Annotated in this window: 16 protein-coding genes; 5 read left to right on the top strand and 11 right to left on the bottom strand. The window is 67.9% G+C overall.

From position 1 onward, the window contains the following. Positions 1-3 precede the first annotated feature (3 nt). From CR157_RS15730 to ruvX, 3 genes are read left to right on the top strand one after another with little or no spacing between them, the layout of a single operon-like run. Positions 4-936, top strand: a complete 933-nt coding sequence (locus tag CR157_RS15730; RefSeq protein ID WP_110284460.1) for an energy transducer TonB — start codon at positions 4-6, stop codon at positions 934-936. 17 nt (positions 937-953) lie between these two features. Beyond that, entirely contained in the window at positions 954-1,511 is a 558-nt protein-coding gene (locus tag CR157_RS15735; protein WP_110284461.1) for a YqgE/AlgH family protein, read from the top strand. Beyond that, positions 1,511-1,954, top strand: a complete 444-nt coding sequence (gene ruvX, locus CR157_RS15740) for a Holliday junction resolvase RuvX (protein ID WP_110284462.1) — start codon at positions 1,511-1,513, stop codon at positions 1,952-1,954. Before CR157_RS15735 ends, ruvX begins: the two co-directional genes overlap by 1 nt. 21 nt (positions 1,955-1,975) lie before the next feature. On the opposite strand, the gene CR157_RS15745 is transcribed toward ruvX, so the two are convergent. Continuing rightward, entirely contained in the window at positions 1,976-2,623 is a 648-nt protein-coding gene (locus CR157_RS15745) for a hypothetical protein (RefSeq protein WP_110284463.1), read from the bottom strand. Positions 2,624-2,776: 153 nt separating this feature from the next. After that, positions 2,777-3,805, bottom strand: a complete 1,029-nt coding sequence (gene pyrB, locus CR157_RS15750) for an aspartate carbamoyltransferase (RefSeq protein WP_110284464.1) — start codon at positions 3,803-3,805, stop codon at positions 2,777-2,779. Positions 3,806-3,991: 186 nt separating this feature from the next. On the opposite strand from pyrB, the gene CR157_RS15755 reads away from it, so the two are divergent. Next, complete coding sequence (locus tag CR157_RS15755) at positions 3,992-4,429, top strand: hypothetical protein (RefSeq protein ID WP_110284465.1); 438 nt, start codon at positions 3,992-3,994, stop codon at positions 4,427-4,429. Positions 4,430-4,443: 14 nt separating this feature from the next. Continuing rightward, positions 4,444-4,599: a hypothetical protein gene (locus tag CR157_RS22640; RefSeq protein WP_181422078.1), complete on the top strand. Its 156-nt coding sequence runs from the start codon at positions 4,444-4,446 to the stop codon at positions 4,597-4,599. Positions 4,600-4,653: 54 nt separating this feature from the next. Here CR157_RS22640 and CR157_RS15760 read toward each other — a convergent pair whose 3' ends face one another. From CR157_RS15760 to CR157_RS15800, 9 genes are all read right to left on the bottom strand, one after another. After that, a complete protein-coding gene (locus CR157_RS15760; protein ID WP_110284466.1) occupies positions 4,654-6,075 on the bottom strand; it encodes an aminotransferase in 1,422 nt (473 codons plus the stop codon). Positions 6,076-6,151: 76 nt separating this feature from the next. Continuing rightward, entirely contained in the window at positions 6,152-7,594 is a 1,443-nt protein-coding gene (locus CR157_RS15765) for an APC family permease (RefSeq protein ID WP_110284467.1), read from the bottom strand. Positions 7,595-7,669: 75 nt separating this feature from the next. Further along, positions 7,670-9,157 (bottom strand): aldehyde dehydrogenase, encoded by a 1,488-nt coding sequence (locus CR157_RS15770; RefSeq protein ID WP_110284468.1) that lies wholly within the window; start codon positions 9,155-9,157, stop codon positions 7,670-7,672. 261 nt (positions 9,158-9,418) lie between these two features. After that, the gene (locus CR157_RS15775; protein ID WP_110284469.1) at positions 9,419-10,393 is read right to left on the bottom strand and encodes a LysR family transcriptional regulator; all 975 of its coding nucleotides are present in this window, start codon (positions 10,391-10,393) and stop codon (positions 9,419-9,421) included. A gap of 101 nt (positions 10,394-10,494) precedes the next feature. Then, a complete protein-coding gene (argE, locus tag CR157_RS15780) occupies positions 10,495-11,718 on the bottom strand; it encodes an acetylornithine deacetylase (RefSeq protein WP_110284470.1) in 1,224 nt (407 codons plus the stop codon). Then, positions 11,715-12,389, bottom strand: coding sequence for a DUF1028 domain-containing protein (locus CR157_RS15785; protein WP_110284471.1), 675 nt, complete (start codon positions 12,387-12,389; stop codon positions 11,715-11,717). The genes argE and CR157_RS15785 overlap by 4 nt, the downstream gene beginning before the upstream one ends. After that, positions 12,386-12,814 carry a RidA family protein gene (locus CR157_RS15790; RefSeq protein WP_110284472.1) on the bottom strand — a complete coding sequence of 143 codons (429 nt, stop codon included), beginning with the start codon at positions 12,812-12,814 and terminating at the stop codon, positions 12,386-12,388. The genes CR157_RS15785 and CR157_RS15790 overlap by 4 nt, the downstream gene beginning before the upstream one ends. Positions 12,815-12,875: 61 nt before the next feature. After that, on the bottom strand, positions 12,876-14,180 hold the full coding sequence (locus tag CR157_RS15795; RefSeq protein ID WP_110284473.1) for a flavin-containing monooxygenase: 1,305 nt from the start codon (positions 14,178-14,180) through the stop codon (positions 12,876-12,878). Positions 14,181-14,326: 146 nt separating this feature from the next. After that, on the bottom strand, positions 14,327-15,094 hold the full coding sequence (locus tag CR157_RS15800) for a helix-turn-helix transcriptional regulator (protein ID WP_110284474.1): 768 nt from the start codon (positions 15,092-15,094) through the stop codon (positions 14,327-14,329). Positions 15,095-15,154 lie beyond the last annotated feature (60 nt).

Raw genomic sequence — 15,154 nt, forward strand, 5'->3', positions numbered from 1 at the left:
GCCATGACGATCCATGTCAGCGACCCCATCCAGTACGCCCCGGTCACCCGGCCGCATCGCCGCTGGCTGGCCTGGTCGCTGGCGCTGCTGCTGCACCTGGCGGTGATCGGCATCGTGGCGAGCTGGCAGTTTGCCCCGGCCCCGGCCGAGCGCACCAGCCTCGACGTGGTGCTGGTGACCCGCTCCTCGGACACGCCCGTCGAGGCCGAGGCGATCGCCGAGGCCGATCAGCAGGCTCGCGGCGAGCAACAGGAGGAGGTGCCCGCCGAGTCCCGCGCCGCGCCCATGGACGACCTGCCCGTGCTGCAGGAGACGGACAGCGCGGTGGATCCGGCCACGCCCGCCGAGCCCGAGCAGGCCGCCGAACTGGAGCAAGACGAGCCCGAGGCGCTACCCGACGAGGCCGCGCCGCCGGCGGCCGAGGCGCCGAGCGAGATCGACACTCCCCCCGAGCCCCGGGCCAGCGCCCCCCAGGCGGCGGAGACGCCAGCGGTGCCCTCCGCGGCGGCCCCCTCGGCCTCCGGCCGCGACCTGCTGGCCCAGGCGACCACCAGCATCCGCGAGCAGGGGCTCACGCCGGAGGCGCAAGGGCCCGAGGGCGACGCCAGCCAGCAGGCCGCTCGGCGTGCCGCCGAGGCTCGCTACATCGACGACTGGACCCGCCGCGTCGAGGACTACGGCAACCGGGTGCACCCGGCGCCGCGCCATCTGCACGGCCAACTGCGCATTCGTGTGGTGATCGACCGTGATGGTCAGCTACTTCAGGCAGAGGTGGTACAATCCTCGGGACACGCCGAACTCGACCAGGCGGCACTGGATACCGTGCACGGCGCGGCACCCTACCGGCCCTTCGACCGCGGCATGGGTGAGCTCGACAGCCTGTCCATCACGCGCGTCTGGCGGTTCGGCCAAGGCAATCATTACGGCGTGCGTTAGGACCGCCGGGGAGTCCCATGCAAAGCTTGAAAAACCACTTCCTGATGGCGATGCCGCACCTGGAAGACCCCAACTTCGCTGGCAGCCTCAGTTACCTCTGCGACCATGACGACAACGGCACCATGGGGGTGATCGTCAACCGGCCGCTGGAATTGACCCTCGACGCCCTGTTCGAACAGCTGGAGCTGGGTGGCGAGGCGAGCCCGCATCGCAATGCTCCGGTCTACTATGGTGGGCCGGTGCACAAGGATCGTGGTTTCATCCTGCACCGCGGCACCAGCGACGTCTGGGATTCCAGTATCCAGGTGGCCGAGGGCATCGCCCTGACCACGTCCATGGACATGCTCCAGGCGCTGGCGGCGGGCGAGGGCCCGGAGCAGTTCCTCGTCTGTCTCGGCTGCGCCGGCTGGGAGTCCGGCCAGCTCGAGACGGAGCTGATGGACAACGCCTGGCTCACCGTGGAGGGGCGTGCCGACATCCTCTTCGAGGTGCCCCCGGAGCAGCGTCTCTCCGCCGCCGCCGGCATCCTCGGCATCGACCTCAACCTGATGACCCGCGAGGCGGGGCACTCCTGATGGCCGAGGCCGGCCAGCGCCTGATCCTCGCCTTCGATTTCGGCACCCGGCGCATCGGCGTGGCGGTGGGCAACGAGATGATCCACAGCGCCCGGCCACTCGATCCGCTGCCGGCCCGCGACGGCATTCCCGACTGGGCGGTGGTCGCGCGGCTGGTGGAGGCGTGGCGCCCCGACCTGTTCGTGGTGGGGCTGCCGCTGGAAGTGGACGGCAGCGAAGCGGAGATGTGCGCCCGTGCGCGCAAGTTCGGCAAGCGGCTCTTCGGCCGCTACGGCATCCCCTGCGAGATGGTCGACGAGCGCGGCTCCACCCGCGAGGCCAAGGCCATCGCCCGGGAGGCGGGGCACCGTGGCAACTACCGCGACGAGGGGGTCGATGGCATCAGTGCGGTGCTGATCCTCGAGAGCTGGTTCGCCCGCCGGGAGGGCCTGCCGCCAGGCTGAGGCCGGCGGCGGCCCGGCCGGTCATGCCGGGCTGGTGCCGCCGCCGGTGTACTTGTCGGCGAAGTCGCGCACCGAGATGCAGGTGAACTTCTCGATGAAGAACGCCAGGGTCGCCGGGCAGGTGAAGCGTTCCTCGAACCTCTCCACTTCCGCTTCCCGCTGCCGCACCACGCTGGCGCGGTACTCGTTGCCGGCCTTCTGGACCCTGACGGTCGCCTGACGGTCCTCCGCCTGCTTCTCCACCATCAGCTCGGGCTGCGCTTCCAGCAGCTCGCCCAGCAGCTTGCCGCCCTCGAGTTCCTCCGGTGAGGCCCAGAGCGCCTGGTCGCGATCGCCGTAGCGGTAGAGGAGGATCATCAGCAGCAGCGAGAAGATGGTGCTGGTCAGCATCCAGGTGATCTCGGTGCCCGACGGCGACGCCGCGAAGACCAGGAACAGCTGCACCGCCGCCGCAACGCCCAGCAGGCAGGCGAAGGGGCGCCACATGCGCGGATTCATGAACCCCTTCTTGAGGATATAGCCCCATAGCCCGACCACGCCCAGGGCGCCCACGGCGAGTTGCGGCAGGGCCAGCAGGGTGCCGCCGCCGGCGAGCAGGGCGATCAGTCCGATCAGCAGGAGCAGGCTATAGAAAGCCGCCAGCAGAACATATGCGCGGTGCAGAGTCATGGGCGTAACGCCTCCCTTCGTTATGGGTTGCCGGGGCCGGCAACACGTCTTGTTGTCCGCAGGGTCGGCGGCCCCGTCGCGGGCCGCCGCTTCAGCTTCGCATATTCCCCGGCGCACATCAGCATAGGCGATGGACGGCGACCCGCCGCGTGATCAGAAGGGGGCGTCGTCAACGCCCACACGGCCGGGCACGAACCAGCGCACAGGGCGCAGGTCCTTCTCGATCAGCTCCTCGACCTGCAGCAGGGTGGCGAAGATCGCCATGCGCACCGGGATGCCGTTGTCGGTCTGGCGGAAGATCGCCAGGCGCGGGTCGCCGTTGAGGTCCACGTCAAGGTCGTTGGCATCGGGGCGGCTGTCCCGCGGCAAGGGGTGCATGACGATGGTGGTGTCCGAGCAGCGGGCATCGAGGAAGGCGCGGTCCACGGTGAAGTCCCGCGACAGGCTGAAGCCCTCGCTCATCTCGGCGGTGAAGCGCTCCTTCTGGATGCGCGTGGTGTAGACCACGTCGAGATCGGAGAAGTCGCTGGCCAGGCTGTCGCGTTGCTCCACCCGGTGGCCGCGGGAGGCGACAAGGTCGATCAGGTGGCTCGGCATTTCCAGCCCCGGGGGGGCGACCAGGGTGAGACGCATCGGGGCATAGAGCGAGAGCAGCTTGATCAGCGAGTGGACGGTGCGGCCGTACCGGAGGTCGCCGGTGAGCAACACATGGGCGCCCGCCAGCGACTTGCCGAGGCGAGTGAACTCCTTGTCGATGGTATAGAGGTCGAGCAGCGCCTGGCTGGGGTGCTCGCCGGGGCCGTCGCCGCCGTTGATCACCGGGACATGGGTCGCCGCGGCGAATTCGGCCACCGAGCCCTGCTCCGGGTGGCGCATCACGATGGCATCGCAATAGCCGCTCATCACCCGGCTGGTGTCGTAGAGCGACTCCCCCTTGGCCATGGAGGAGAAGGTGAAGCCGGTAGTGTCGCAGACGCTGCCGCCCAGCCGGCAGAAGGCCGCGTTGAAGCTGACCCGGGTGCGGGTGCTGGCCTCGAAGAAGAGGTTGCCGAGCACCGCGCCCTCCAGCACCCGGGTGACCTGGCGCCGCTGGGCGATGGGCTCCATGCGCGCGGCGACCCGCAGCAGGTGATCGACATGGTCTCTGGACAGGGAATCGACGGAGAGCAGGTGGGAACTCATCGAGGGCCTCGGCTGGCAGCGGGGACATGAACTGGGCGCTAGTGTAACCCCGCGGGGCGTTCGCTTCACGAGCTAGCCGCCGTGCGGGCGATTCCGTTTCAAGTGAAACAAATTTGATGCGGGTCAAGGCACAGCATCGCCGAGCGGACGATACTCATCTCGAACCGCCATCAAGGGAGACCGATCATGGCCCACATCGGCACCACCCCGCGCCGCCCGTCCTGGTGGAAGCGCCTCGGCGAGCACTGCTACCGGGCGTCCACCCCCCAGCTGGTGCGCGATATGCAGCACGCATCCAGCGGGGCCTTCGATGCCCTGGTGAAGGACCTCGAGGCGCCACTCGAGGCCGGCTTCGAGCGTGAAGTGGCCAGGCAGATGAACCAGGGGGCCTACCTGGCCTTCGTGCCGTCCGAGACCCTGATGCCGGTGATGATGCAGCGCTTCGGCCTCGAGGCCTCGCGCATTGCCGAGGACAGCGACCTCCAGGCGATGCGCCGGACCTGCAACGCCTGCCCGGTGGCCGGCCGCTGCTGGCGCGCCATGCGCCGCGATGCCGGCGTCGAGGAGTGTCGTGGCTTCTGCCCCAACGCCGAGGCGTTCGACCGGCGGGCGGCCGTGGCCTGAGCCGGCAGCACGCCATGGCCGAGATCCGTCCGGGGCTCGGGGGCCGCCAGGTCCTCGGGCCCGAACGGGTCCTGACGCAAGTCGAAGCGGTATTGGTGTCTGACCAACGCCGGTCCGATCAGTGGATCACCACCAGCGTGCCGACATCCAACCAGCGCTCCAGCATCTGAATTTCCGTGTTGGTGACGGCAATGCAGCCCTCGGTCCAGTCGCGAAGCTGGTCCTCAACGGGACAGGTAGCCCTCGGCGCGCAGGCCTGCGGTGACCTCGAGGATGCTCTCCTTCAAGGTCTCGGCGACGAAGTCGACATCCTCGCGGGTGAGGATCAGGGGCGGCGAGAGGATGTTCATGTGCGCGAGCGGGCGCACGATCAGGCCGCGCCTCTGGCAGGCGTCGGCGATGCGGTTACCCACCTTGGCCCTGGGATCGATCAGCTCCCTGGTGTGCTTGTCGGCCACGCTCTCCAGGCAGATCATGAACTTGCGCCCCCGCACATCGCCTACCAGGTCGAGCTCGCCGAGTTCGCGGATGCGATTCTCGAAATAGGCGCCGACGTCCTTGACGTGATCGCAGATGCTCTCGCGCTCGAGGATTTCGATGTTCTTCAGCGCCGCGGCACAGCTCACCGGGTGGCCGGAGTAGGTGAAGCCGTGGGTGAAGATGGCACCCTCGGCCTGGGGCTTGCTGATCACCGCATAGATGCGGTCGGAGAAAATAGTGGCTCCCAGCGGCAGGTAGCCGGAGGTGAGCCCCTTGGCGCAGGTGATGATGTCCGGGACGATGCCGAACTCGTCCTCCGAGGCGAACATGTGGCCCAGGCGACCGAAGGCGGTGACCACCTCGTCGGAGACATAAAGCACGTCGTACTTGCGGCACACCTCGAGGGTCGCCTTGTGGTAGCCCTCGGGCGGCACGATCACCCCACCGGCGCCCATGATCGGCTCGGCGAAGAAGGCGGCCACGTTGTCCGGGCCGATCTCTAGTATCTTGTCCTCGAGTTCCTGCACCTTCTCGTCACAGAAGGCTTCCAGGCTCTGGCCTTCCGGACGGCGATAGGGGTTGGGGCAGGAGATGTGATGCACCAGTCTTTCGTCGATATCGAAGCCGATATGGTCGACCTTGACTCCGGTGATCGACATCGCCATGTAGGTGCTGCCGTGGTAGCCGTCGATGCGCGAGATGATCTGCTTCTTGGTAGGCCTGCCCAACTGGTTGAAGTAGAAGTGAATCAGGCGCACCGCGGTGTCGTTGGCCACCGAGCCCCCGCAGCCGTAGAAGACGTGGTTGAGATCGCCCGGGGCCAGCTCGGCCAGCTTGGCGGCGAGCCTGGCCGCCGGCGGCGTGGTGTGGTGGCCGAAGGTGGAGAAGTAGGGAATGGCGCAGATCTGCTCCGCCACCGCCGCGGCGATCTCCTTGCGGCCATAGCCGATATTGACGCACCACAGGCCACCGATGCCGTCCAGGTAGCGCCTGCCGTCGGCGTCCTGGATGGAGACCCCGTCGGCGGCGGTGAAGACCATGGAACCGGTCTCCTTGAAGGTGGAGAAGTCGGTCCAGGGGTGCATGAAGTGATCGCGATCGGCTTCCCAGATGCGCTGCTTCTCGTCGCTGGCGATCGTGGTGACGGTTTGGTTGAGGCTGTTCATGGCGGCGCTCCTGTACGAGTCGGGGCTTGCTGTTGTTCGAGGCATCGGGCCTGTGACCCGATACCGAATTTCGGGATCAGTCGCTGCTCGGTTGGCTTCCGGTGTCGGCCATCAGCTCATCCAGCGGCTCGGGGCGAAACAGCGGCTTCTTCATCACGCCCTTGATCCACACCACGGCCACCAGGCTGACGATGCCCAGCACCACACCGGCGCTGGTGAAGATCCAGGTGGTCAGCTCCGGGGCCGGCGAGGCGTAGACGATGGCGTAGACCATGCCGCCGATGCCGATCAGCTGGGGCAGCGGGTAGAAGGGGGTGCGATAGGGACGCTCGGCGTCGGGATAGCGGCGACGCAGGGCAATCACATTGACGTGGGCGATGATGTAGGCGAGCAACCAGGCAATGGCGGCAGCCACCAGCAGCAGTCCCACGGTGCCCGGCTCATTGCCCCAGATCAGCAGCGGCAGGCCGGTGACGCCGGCAATGAACAGCACCGCCACCCAGGGCACCCGGCTCGTCGGCGTCAGGCGCCCGAGGACCGGGAACACCTGCCCCTGCTCGGCCATGCCCTGAAGCATGCGTGGCACCGAGGCCAGCGAGGTGTTGAGGGTGCTGCAGGTGGCCGTGACCGCCGCCACCGCCAGCAGGAAGGTGCCGGAGCCGCCGAAGGTCGCGGTGGCATATTCCAGGTGCGGCAGCTCGGCGTTCATCAGGGTCTCGCGGGGAATGTAGAAGAGCGCACCCAGGCAATAGAGAAGGAAGACGCCGAAGATCATGGTCAGGCCGACGAACATGGCGCGGGGAATGTTGCGCGCCGGGTTGCGGCACTCCCCCACCAGCGGGCAGACGAACTCCACACCAACATAACCCCAGATGGCCAGGGCGATCAGGGTCAGGGCGCCATCTCCCAGGTTGAACTCGCCGAAGACCTGTCCCGCGGCAATCTCGTGAGGCGCGAAGCCGCCGCTCAGGGCGCTGACGCCGAGCAGGGTCAGGGCCACCACCATCACGAAGGCCAGCAGGTTCTGCAGCTTGGCGAAGACATCGATGCCGAGCAGGTTGAGCGCGGTGAACACGCCGAGGATGCCGAAGGCGATCCAGAGGCTGCCGCCCAGGCCGGGATAGAGCACCCCCAGCAGGTAGTTGACCAGCAAGAGCTCCGCGGAGAGCGCGAACATGGCCACCACCACATAGCCGGAGAAGACCGAAAGGATGGCCGGGAAGTGGCCCAGCGCGACCTCGGTATAGGCACTCAGGCTGCCCGCCCGGGGCACCATCAGCGCCAGTTCCGAGAAGGACGCGGCGTAGCAGAGTGCCAGCACCCAGGCGATGGTCAGGGGCACGATGAAGGCGGCGCCGGCGATACCGACCCCCTGGAGCATGATCACCATCACTCCCTGGGAGACTACCAGGCCGACCGCCACTGCCAGCAGTGATTTGAAGCCCAGGACACCGCGGGGTGGGCCGCTGGTGGTTGCCTCGGCGGGGGCGCCGGCAACCGGGGTCTGTGTCTGTTGCATTGTCGTCACCTTCGTTGTTGTTGTGCTGTCGTCGACACTCGCCGCCGGGGTCGGGCGACGAGCGGGGAACATCGCTCAGAGGCGAATCCAGGTGGTCTTGAGTTGCGTGAACTTGTCCAGGGCGTGAAGCGACAGGTCGCGGCCAAAGCCGGACTGCTTGTAGCCGCCGAAGGGGGTGGTGAAGTCGATGGCATCGACGGTGTTCACCGAGACGGTGCCGGCCTGCAGGCGGCGCGACACCCGGTGCGCCCGGGACAGGTCCCGGGTCCATACCGAGGCGGCCAGGCCGTAGATGGAGTCGTTGGCGATGGTCACCGCCTCGTCCTCGTCGGCGAACTCGATCATCACCGCCACCGGGCCGAAGATCTCTTCCCGGGCGATGGTCATCTGGGGAGTGACGCCCTCGAAGAGGGTCGGAATGACGAAGGCGCCCTCGGCATCCGCCGCTGGGGCCTCGCCCAGGGCCAACCTGGCGCCCTCTTCCACGCCTAGTTGGATAAAGCCGCGCACCCGCTTGGCATGATCGTTGTCGATCAGCGATCCGACCCGGGTCTCGGGATCCAGGGGATCACCCACCTTGAGCTTGGCGGCCTCCTCGACGAAGCGGGCCACGAAGGCCTCCTTGATGTCGCGCTGCACCAGGATCCGCGAGTTGGCGGAGCACACCTCGCCCTGGTTGAAGTAGATGCCCTGCACCGCGGCGGCGGCGGCGGCATCCAGGTCGCAGTCGGCGAAGATCAGGTTGGGGCTCTTGCCGCCACACTCCAGCCATACCTGCTTCATGTTGGAGGCGGCGGCGTACTCCAGGAAGCGCTTGCCGGTCGCGGTGGAACCGGTGAAGGCGAGGCAGTCCACGTCCGGGTGCAGGCCGAGCGCCTGACCGGTGACGTGGCCATGGCCGGGCAGCACATTGAACACGCCGTCGGGCAGGCCCGCCTCCTTGGCCAGCTCGGCCAGGCGCAGGGCGGTGAGCGGCGACTGCTCCGCCGGCTTGAGGATCACGCTATTGCCGGCGGCGAGTGCCGGGGCCAGCTTCCAGGCGGTGATATCGAGGGGGAAGTTCCAGGGGATCACCGCCGCCACCACGCCGACGGGTTCCCGGGTGATGGTGGCCAGGTTGTCGCCATCGGTGGGCGCCACCTCGCCATAGAGCTTGTCGGTGGCCTCGGCGTACCAGGCGAAGCAGCCGGCGGCACCGGGGATATCGATGCCGTGGGCATCGCTGATCGGCTTGCCGGTGTCCAGGGTCTCGAGCAGAGCCAGCTCGTCCCGATGCTCCATCATCAAGACCGCCAGGCGCTGCAGCACCGCCTTGCGATGGGCCGGTGCGGCCCGGGACCAGGTGCCCGCCTCGAAGCTCGCGCGCGCCGCGGCCACGGTCCGGTCCACGTCCGCGGCGGTGCAGGCCGCCACCTCGCCCAGCGCCTCGCCGGTAGCCGGGTTCCAGGTAGTCAGGGTACCGCCATCGGCGCCCTCGACACGCTGCCCATCGATGAAGGCGCCACCGGACAGGCTCAGCCGAGTGCGCAGGTCACGCCAGTAGTAAAGATCGTGTGCCGCCATGGGAAGCACTCCAGTCGTCGGGGGTTGTAGTTATGGGCCTCGAGAGGCATGAATCACGCTTGGTGAGTTCACGATAGTCCTGGGGGTTGATTAGCTAAAATATTATTATGCTAAGCCTTGCCTCAGTTTTTCTTATGCAAAAAGGAACTCAACCCGCCGGCTGCGCCGTTCATTGATAAAGGGGAAATCGTGGGCAGCGACGCCGGGCCTCGTTGGCCCAGCTCGCAGGGGCGGCAAGGCCAACAAGGCGCGCTAGTGGCGTCAATCCGCGTCCTGGAGTCCGATCAACGGCTCGGGTGCCTGGACGAGATAGGGCGCCAGCAGTTCCAGGGTCGGCGTCAGCGTTTCGACGTTGCAGACCAGCCGGTGCATGGCCTCGGCGGCGGGGCTCAGGCGCAGCCCGCGCAGACAGGCGATGCCCATGGAGAGTGGCGGCGCCTCATCGTCGAGGGTCAGCGCCTTGAGCCGCCCGCCATCGAAGGCGTCGAGAGTGGTCAAGGGCGTATTGAACAGCGAGAAGCCGAAGCCGTTGGCCACCAGGCCGCGAATCATGTCCATGGACTTGGCGCGGTGAGCCACGGTGGGCGAGAGGCCCAGGAGGGAGAAGATCGAGAGGAAGTACTCGCGGCTCAGCGGCCAGTCGAGCATCACCATGGGGTACTTCACCAGCTCGGCGAGGCGCACGCTGTCGCGGCTGGCCAGGGGGTGAGCGACGCTGATCACCGCATAGGGGGGAAAGCGGTAGAGGGGCGTGAAGTCGATGCTCTCGGGGACCTGAAGGTCGTAGGTGAAGGCCAGCTCGTAGTCCCCCTTGCCCAGCCCGGCGACGATATCCGCCTGGTTCATCTCGTCGCACTGCAGGCTCACCGCCGGGTAGCGATCGGCATAGCGGCGCAGCAGCTGGGGCAGGAAGACCGGGGCGAAGGTGGGAAAGGTCACCAGGCGCAGCTCGCCGCCGATCTCCTCGCCCAGGGAAACGGCGAAGCGCTCCAGCCCCTCGGCGTCCCGTAGCAACTGCTTGGCGCGCACCAGCAATTGCTTGCCGGCCGGCGTCAGGGAGAGCCCCTGGGCGTGATGGCGCACGAAGAGCTGCAGGCCGGTGGTCTCCTCGATCTGCTGGATGGCCGCCGAGATGGAGGGCTGGGAGACATGCAACTGCCTGGCCGCCTGGGTGACGCTGGAGAGGTCGCCGGCGACGACGAAGTAGCGCAGCTGCTTGAGGGTAAAGTGACGCATCGACGATTATCCAGGCTCGGGGGCTCGAAGCGGCGACGCCGCCCCTGCCGAGCATACCAAGGCTGGCTCGGCGGCGCCCGCCCCACTGGCCCGTCACGGCACTACCCGGCGGGCGCCTGGGCCGCGCAGGCGCGATCCAGGCGCGCCACCGCCTCGGGGTCGCCCAGCGCCTCGGTCAGCCGCGCCAGGAAGGCCTCGCAGCGGCCCAACTGCTCCCGGGTCACGTACTCGTCGGGCTGATGCCCTTGGGCCATGCTGCCGGGGCCGCAGACCAGGGTGGGAATTCCCAGTTCCTGCTGGAAGAGCCCCGCCTCGGTGCCGAAGCCGATGCGCTCACGGCCCGGGTCGGCCAGCAGCGCCAGGATTACCTCCACCAGCTCGCCCTGCTCGGCCATGGCCAGGCCCGGGTAATCGCCGAGCCGGCTCAGGCTGGCCCCGGCCTCGGGATGGCGCGCCCTGAGTTCGGTATCCAGGCGTGCCACCTCGGCCTCGAGCGGCGCCAGCAGGCGATCCGGGTCTTCGTCCGGCACGTTACGCACTTCGAAGTCGAAACGGCACTGGGCCGGCACGATATTCAGCGCCGTGCCCCCCTTGATAGTGCCCAACTGCAGGGTGGTATAGGGGATGGCGAAGCGGGTATCGAAGGGCCCGGTCTCGGCCTTGGCAGCGGCGGTGTCGGCGAACCACTGGATCAGCGGCGCCGCCGCCTGGATGGCATTGATGCCCTCCGGGGCCATGCCGGAGTGGCAAGCCTTGCCCGTCACCTCGATGCGGCCGGCCAGCTTGCCCTTGTGGGCGGTGGCCAGACGCATTGAGGTGGGCTCGCCCACCACACAGGCGGCGGGGCGCACCCAGTAGCGCTGCATAGCCGCCAGCAGGCTGCGCACTCCTACGCAGCCCACTTCCTCGTCGTGGGAAAAAGCCAGATGGATCGGCGCGGTCAGCTCGGCGCGGGCCATGGCCGGTACCGCCGCCAGCACCGCCGCCAGGAAGCCCTTCATGTCCGCGGTGCCGCGACCATGGAGGCGCTGCCCCCTGGCGGTCAGGCAGTAGGGGTCGCTGCTCCAGGCCTGGCCGGTCACCGGCACGGTGTCGGTATGCCCGGACAGCATCACCCCGGGGCGGTCCCGGGGGCCGATGGTGGCGTAGAGATTGGCCTTCTCGCCGCAGGCCGAAGGGATCAGGGTCGCCTCGATGCCCTGCTCGGCGAGAGTGTCCCGCACGAAGTGAATCAGCGGCAGGTTGCTGCGCTCGCTGGTGGTATCGAAGGCGATCAGCCGCTTGAGCAACGCGACACACGCCGCCGAGGCGTCGAAGTCGCTCATCGGTCGTCCCCCGGCACCCCATAGCCCGGTGCCTGGTTGGGATCGATGGCGCGGCAGACATAGGCGTCGCGCTGGGGGCGGTAGGCCTGCCATACCATGCGCAATTCCTGGATGGGTGCGATATGCCAGTCCACCCGCAGGTCCACCACCGGCCAGCTGGCCCGGTCGGTCACCTTGAGCCCCGCCGAATGCACCGGCCCCATCTCGCCACCGTCGGCCTGCGCTGCCTCCAGCGCCGCCAGCAACCGCTCGGCGAGCTCACCCTCGTGGCGCTCGAAGGTCTCCACCAGGGCATCGATCACCGCGGTGTCAGCCAGCATATTTCCACCGGCCGCGCAGTCACGCCCCTGGCGAGTAGCGTGGATTCCCAGGGTCTCTGCACCGCTATGCACGGCGCTGCGCCCCTCGGCATCCAGTACCTGAAGCTGGCGCCATTCGGGGAAACGTTCCTCCTCGACGAGGCGCGCCAGCACCGTGTCGGCGTCCAGGCCCTGGGCCAGCAGCTCGGTGCCGCGCTGGCCCAGCACCGGGTTGGTGACGTTCTGGGTCAAGACCACCCCGCGCCCCGGGGCGATAAAGGGGCAGCGACTGGCCACGCAGATGCTCGATGAACTGATGGCGGTGCCGAACTGGCCGGTCTCGCGGCAGAAGCCGGCGATGGAAAAGGTCATAGGGCGCCCTCCTTGTCTTCCGGGATCACGGCGATCACATCGATCTCCATCAGCCACTCCGGCTGGGCCAGACCCGCCACCACCAGGCCGGTGGAGATGGGATAGACCCCCTTGAGCCACTGCCCCACCTCCCGGTAGACCGGCTCGCGGAAACGCGGGTCGGTGATATAGGTGGTGGTCTTGACGATATGGCTGAGGTCGCTGCCAGCTTCTTCCAACAGCTGCTTGACGTTCTTCATCGCCTGGTTGGCCTGGGCTTCGGGGTCGCCCAGGCCGACCAGGCGCCCCTCGAAGTCGGTACCCACCTGGCCACGCACATAAACAGTGTTGCCTGCCCGCACAGCCTGGCAGAGATCGTTATCCAGGCTCTGGTTGGGATATGTCGCCTTGGTATTGAACATGCGGATTCGGGTATGCGTCGGCATCGACGGCTCCTTGGTCCTGCTGAAGCAATAAAGGAGGGAGGCGGAGCGCCTCCCCACGGGCTTACTCGACGGTCACTGCTCGGCGCGGCGAGGCATCATCCTCGGCCCGGCGCTGGGCCTCGGCGTGGTAGGCCAGGTACTTGCGCTGGGTGGCGATGTGATCGGCGATATGCTTGGCGTCGTGCCACACCCCCCAGATAAAGCTGGAGCCACGCCGGGACAGCCAGGGCAGGCCGACGAAGTAGACGCCGGGCTCGCGGGTAACGCCGCGCTGGTGCCGGGGTTTGCCGTTCTCGTCGAAGGCGTCCACCTTCAACCAGCGGTAGTCCACCGTGAAGCCGGTGGCCCAGACGATGGCGCCGATTCCGGCCTCGGCCAGGGCGAGCTCCAGCACCGGCTCGGTCACGCAGGTCGGGTCGGCGGGGATGCGCCGCGCTTCCGGCTCCTCCGGCAAGTCGAGGCCATTACGGCGGGCATAGTCGTCGGCGGCATCCAGCATCGACAGGTAATTGGCGTCGCCGGCGGCCAGGTTGTCGGCCAGGTCGGATTCGAAGGTCACCTTGCCGTCGGCAAAGGCCCGGGTGCGCCCGACCAGGGTCATGCCCTGGTGGGCCAGCTCGCGGAAGTCGATGGTCTTGCCGCCATCGGCCCCGCTCACCGCGATGGTGACGTGCTCGGTACCGGGCCGCATCATCTCGGCATCCCACTCGCCGAGCACCCCCAGCCACCAGCAGAAATCGCGACCCCGGTAGGCGCGGGGCGGACGATCGTGGGGCCCCACCGAGAGGTAGACCCGCCGGCCCGAGCGCTGCAGCTCCTCGGCGATCTGCACCCCGGAGGAACCGGCGCCCACCACCAACGCCGCCCCTTCCGGCAACTGCTCGGGATTACGATACTCGGCGGAGTGAATCTGCGTGAAGGCCTCGTCGTCGGGTGCGATGGGAGGAATCACCGGCGTCTGGAAGGGACCGGTGGCAGCCACCACCCGATTGGCCTCGATGACCCCATCGGAGGTCTCGACAGTGAAGCCCGGCCGGCCAGTGTTGCGCTCCACCGACCTGACCTCGACCCCAGTGCGGATGGGGGCCTGGATCTTCTCGGCATAGGCCTCGAAATAGGCCGCCACCCGCTCCTTCGAGGCGAAGGCATCCGGGTCCAGGTCGTCGAACTCGAGCCCCGGGAAGCGATCGTGCCAGGCAGGACCATTGGCCACCAGGGAGTCCCAGCGACGGGTGCGCCAGGCCTCGGCGATACGGTTGCGCTCCAGTACCAGGTGGGGCACGCCCTGATTGCTCAAGTGTTCGCTCATGGCCACGCCGGCCTGACCGGCGCCAACCACCAGCGTATCGACGCTTTCGACTGTCATGGGCGGTGTCTCCTTCGGTGATGTTGTTATTCCCACACCTTAGGCGCGCCCCATGATTAGTTAAAATATAGTTATTATTGTCTTTGGATCAGAAAAACAGATTCTCTGCCCGCGGCCGGGCGGGCCACTCGGAACACGATGGCCCGTCACTGCCGCCGACACAGCGCCACCAGCCGCGCCTTGGAGGGCACGCCCAGCTTGGCATAGGCGCGCTTGCGGTAGGTTTCCGCCGTCGACACGGCGATATTGAGCTCGGCGGCGGCGGTCTTGAGAGTGTGGCCGCGCAGCAGGAAGAGGCAGAGCTGGCGCTCGCGTTCGGAGAGCGGGGCGAGCACGGCGGCCTCCTCGGCGCTGGGCTGCTGGGAGACGGGGCGGGCGGTCGCGTAGTGGCGGCGTATCAGGCTGGCGAGCAGCGGTGCCATGGCGTCCAGGCCGGCCAGGTCGGCCGTCGAGAAGGCGCCGGTATCGCTGCCGCGATAGAGATTGAGGGTATAGGCGACCTCGGCCTCGCGGACGGTCAGGGCAACCTTGTCCACCAGGTCGGGGAAGGCGAACAGGTGGCCGCGGTAGGCCGGTGGCATCTCCTCGGCCCGCATCGGGGCGAGCCCCACCCGGGGGGCATCGTCGCTGGCCTGGCGCAGCCCCCGGTAGTTGGGATCCTGGCGGAACAGGCCGTCGGTATAGAGCCGGGCCAGGCGTCCGGCCATGCGCGGCTGGCGCTCGTTGGCGGCCAGCAGGCAGTCGACCCCATCTGCGTCGTCGTAGGCGAAGATCATGCACTGCTCGATGCGCGCCGTGTCACGCAGCAGCGCCAGCAGGTGGGTCTCGAAGGCCGGATCGCCCAGGGCCTCGATGCAGGCGGCCACGGAGGACATCAGCGAGGGCCAGTCGGTCGAGGGGCGAGGGGCGGTCATGCGGTCTCTCCTGGGCAGTGCTGCCCTCTCTTGTCCCGGCTTTTACGGGACAGGCATGGG

This window comes from Halomonas sp. LBP4 (assembly GCF_003202205.1).
In the GTDB taxonomy this organism is placed as follows: domain Bacteria; phylum Pseudomonadota; class Gammaproteobacteria; order Pseudomonadales; family Halomonadaceae; genus Halomonas; species Halomonas flagellata.

Bases quoted from the DNA above. Each gene is read 5' to 3' on its own strand.
- CR157_RS15730 (WP_110284460.1), top strand. From the start codon at position 4: ATGACGATCCATGTCAGCGACCCCATCCAGTACGCCCCGGTCACCCGG.
- CR157_RS15735 (WP_110284461.1), top strand. From the start codon at position 954: ATGCAAAGCTTGAAAAACCACTTCCTGATGGCGATGCCGCACCTGGAA.
- ruvX (WP_110284462.1), top strand. From the start codon at position 1,511: ATGGCCGAGGCCGGCCAGCGCCTGATCCTCGCCTTCGATTTCGGCACC.
- CR157_RS15745 (WP_110284463.1), bottom strand. From the start codon at position 2,623: ATGACTCTGCACCGCGCATATGTTCTGCTGGCGGCTTTCTATAGCCTG.
- pyrB (WP_110284464.1), bottom strand. From the start codon at position 3,805: ATGAGTTCCCACCTGCTCTCCGTCGATTCCCTGTCCAGAGACCATGTC.
- CR157_RS15755 (WP_110284465.1), top strand. From the start codon at position 3,992: ATGGCCCACATCGGCACCACCCCGCGCCGCCCGTCCTGGTGGAAGCGC.
- CR157_RS22640 (WP_181422078.1), top strand. From the start codon at position 4,444: ATGGCCGAGATCCGTCCGGGGCTCGGGGGCCGCCAGGTCCTCGGGCCC.
- CR157_RS15760 (WP_110284466.1), bottom strand. From the start codon at position 6,075: ATGAACAGCCTCAACCAAACCGTCACCACGATCGCCAGCGACGAGAAG.
- CR157_RS15765 (WP_110284467.1), bottom strand. From the start codon at position 7,594: ATGCAACAGACACAGACCCCGGTTGCCGGCGCCCCCGCCGAGGCAACC.
- CR157_RS15770 (WP_110284468.1), bottom strand. From the start codon at position 9,157: ATGGCGGCACACGATCTTTACTACTGGCGTGACCTGCGCACTCGGCTG.
- CR157_RS15775 (WP_110284469.1), bottom strand. From the start codon at position 10,393: ATGCGTCACTTTACCCTCAAGCAGCTGCGCTACTTCGTCGTCGCCGGC.
- argE (WP_110284470.1), bottom strand. From the start codon at position 11,718: ATGAGCGACTTCGACGCCTCGGCGGCGTGTGTCGCGTTGCTCAAGCGG.
- CR157_RS15785 (WP_110284471.1), bottom strand. From the start codon at position 12,389: ATGACCTTTTCCATCGCCGGCTTCTGCCGCGAGACCGGCCAGTTCGGC.
- CR157_RS15790 (WP_110284472.1), bottom strand. From the start codon at position 12,814: ATGCCGACGCATACCCGAATCCGCATGTTCAATACCAAGGCGACATAT.
- CR157_RS15795 (WP_110284473.1), bottom strand. From the start codon at position 14,180: ATGACAGTCGAAAGCGTCGATACGCTGGTGGTTGGCGCCGGTCAGGCC.
- CR157_RS15800 (WP_110284474.1), bottom strand. From the start codon at position 15,094: ATGACCGCCCCTCGCCCCTCGACCGACTGGCCCTCGCTGATGTCCTCC.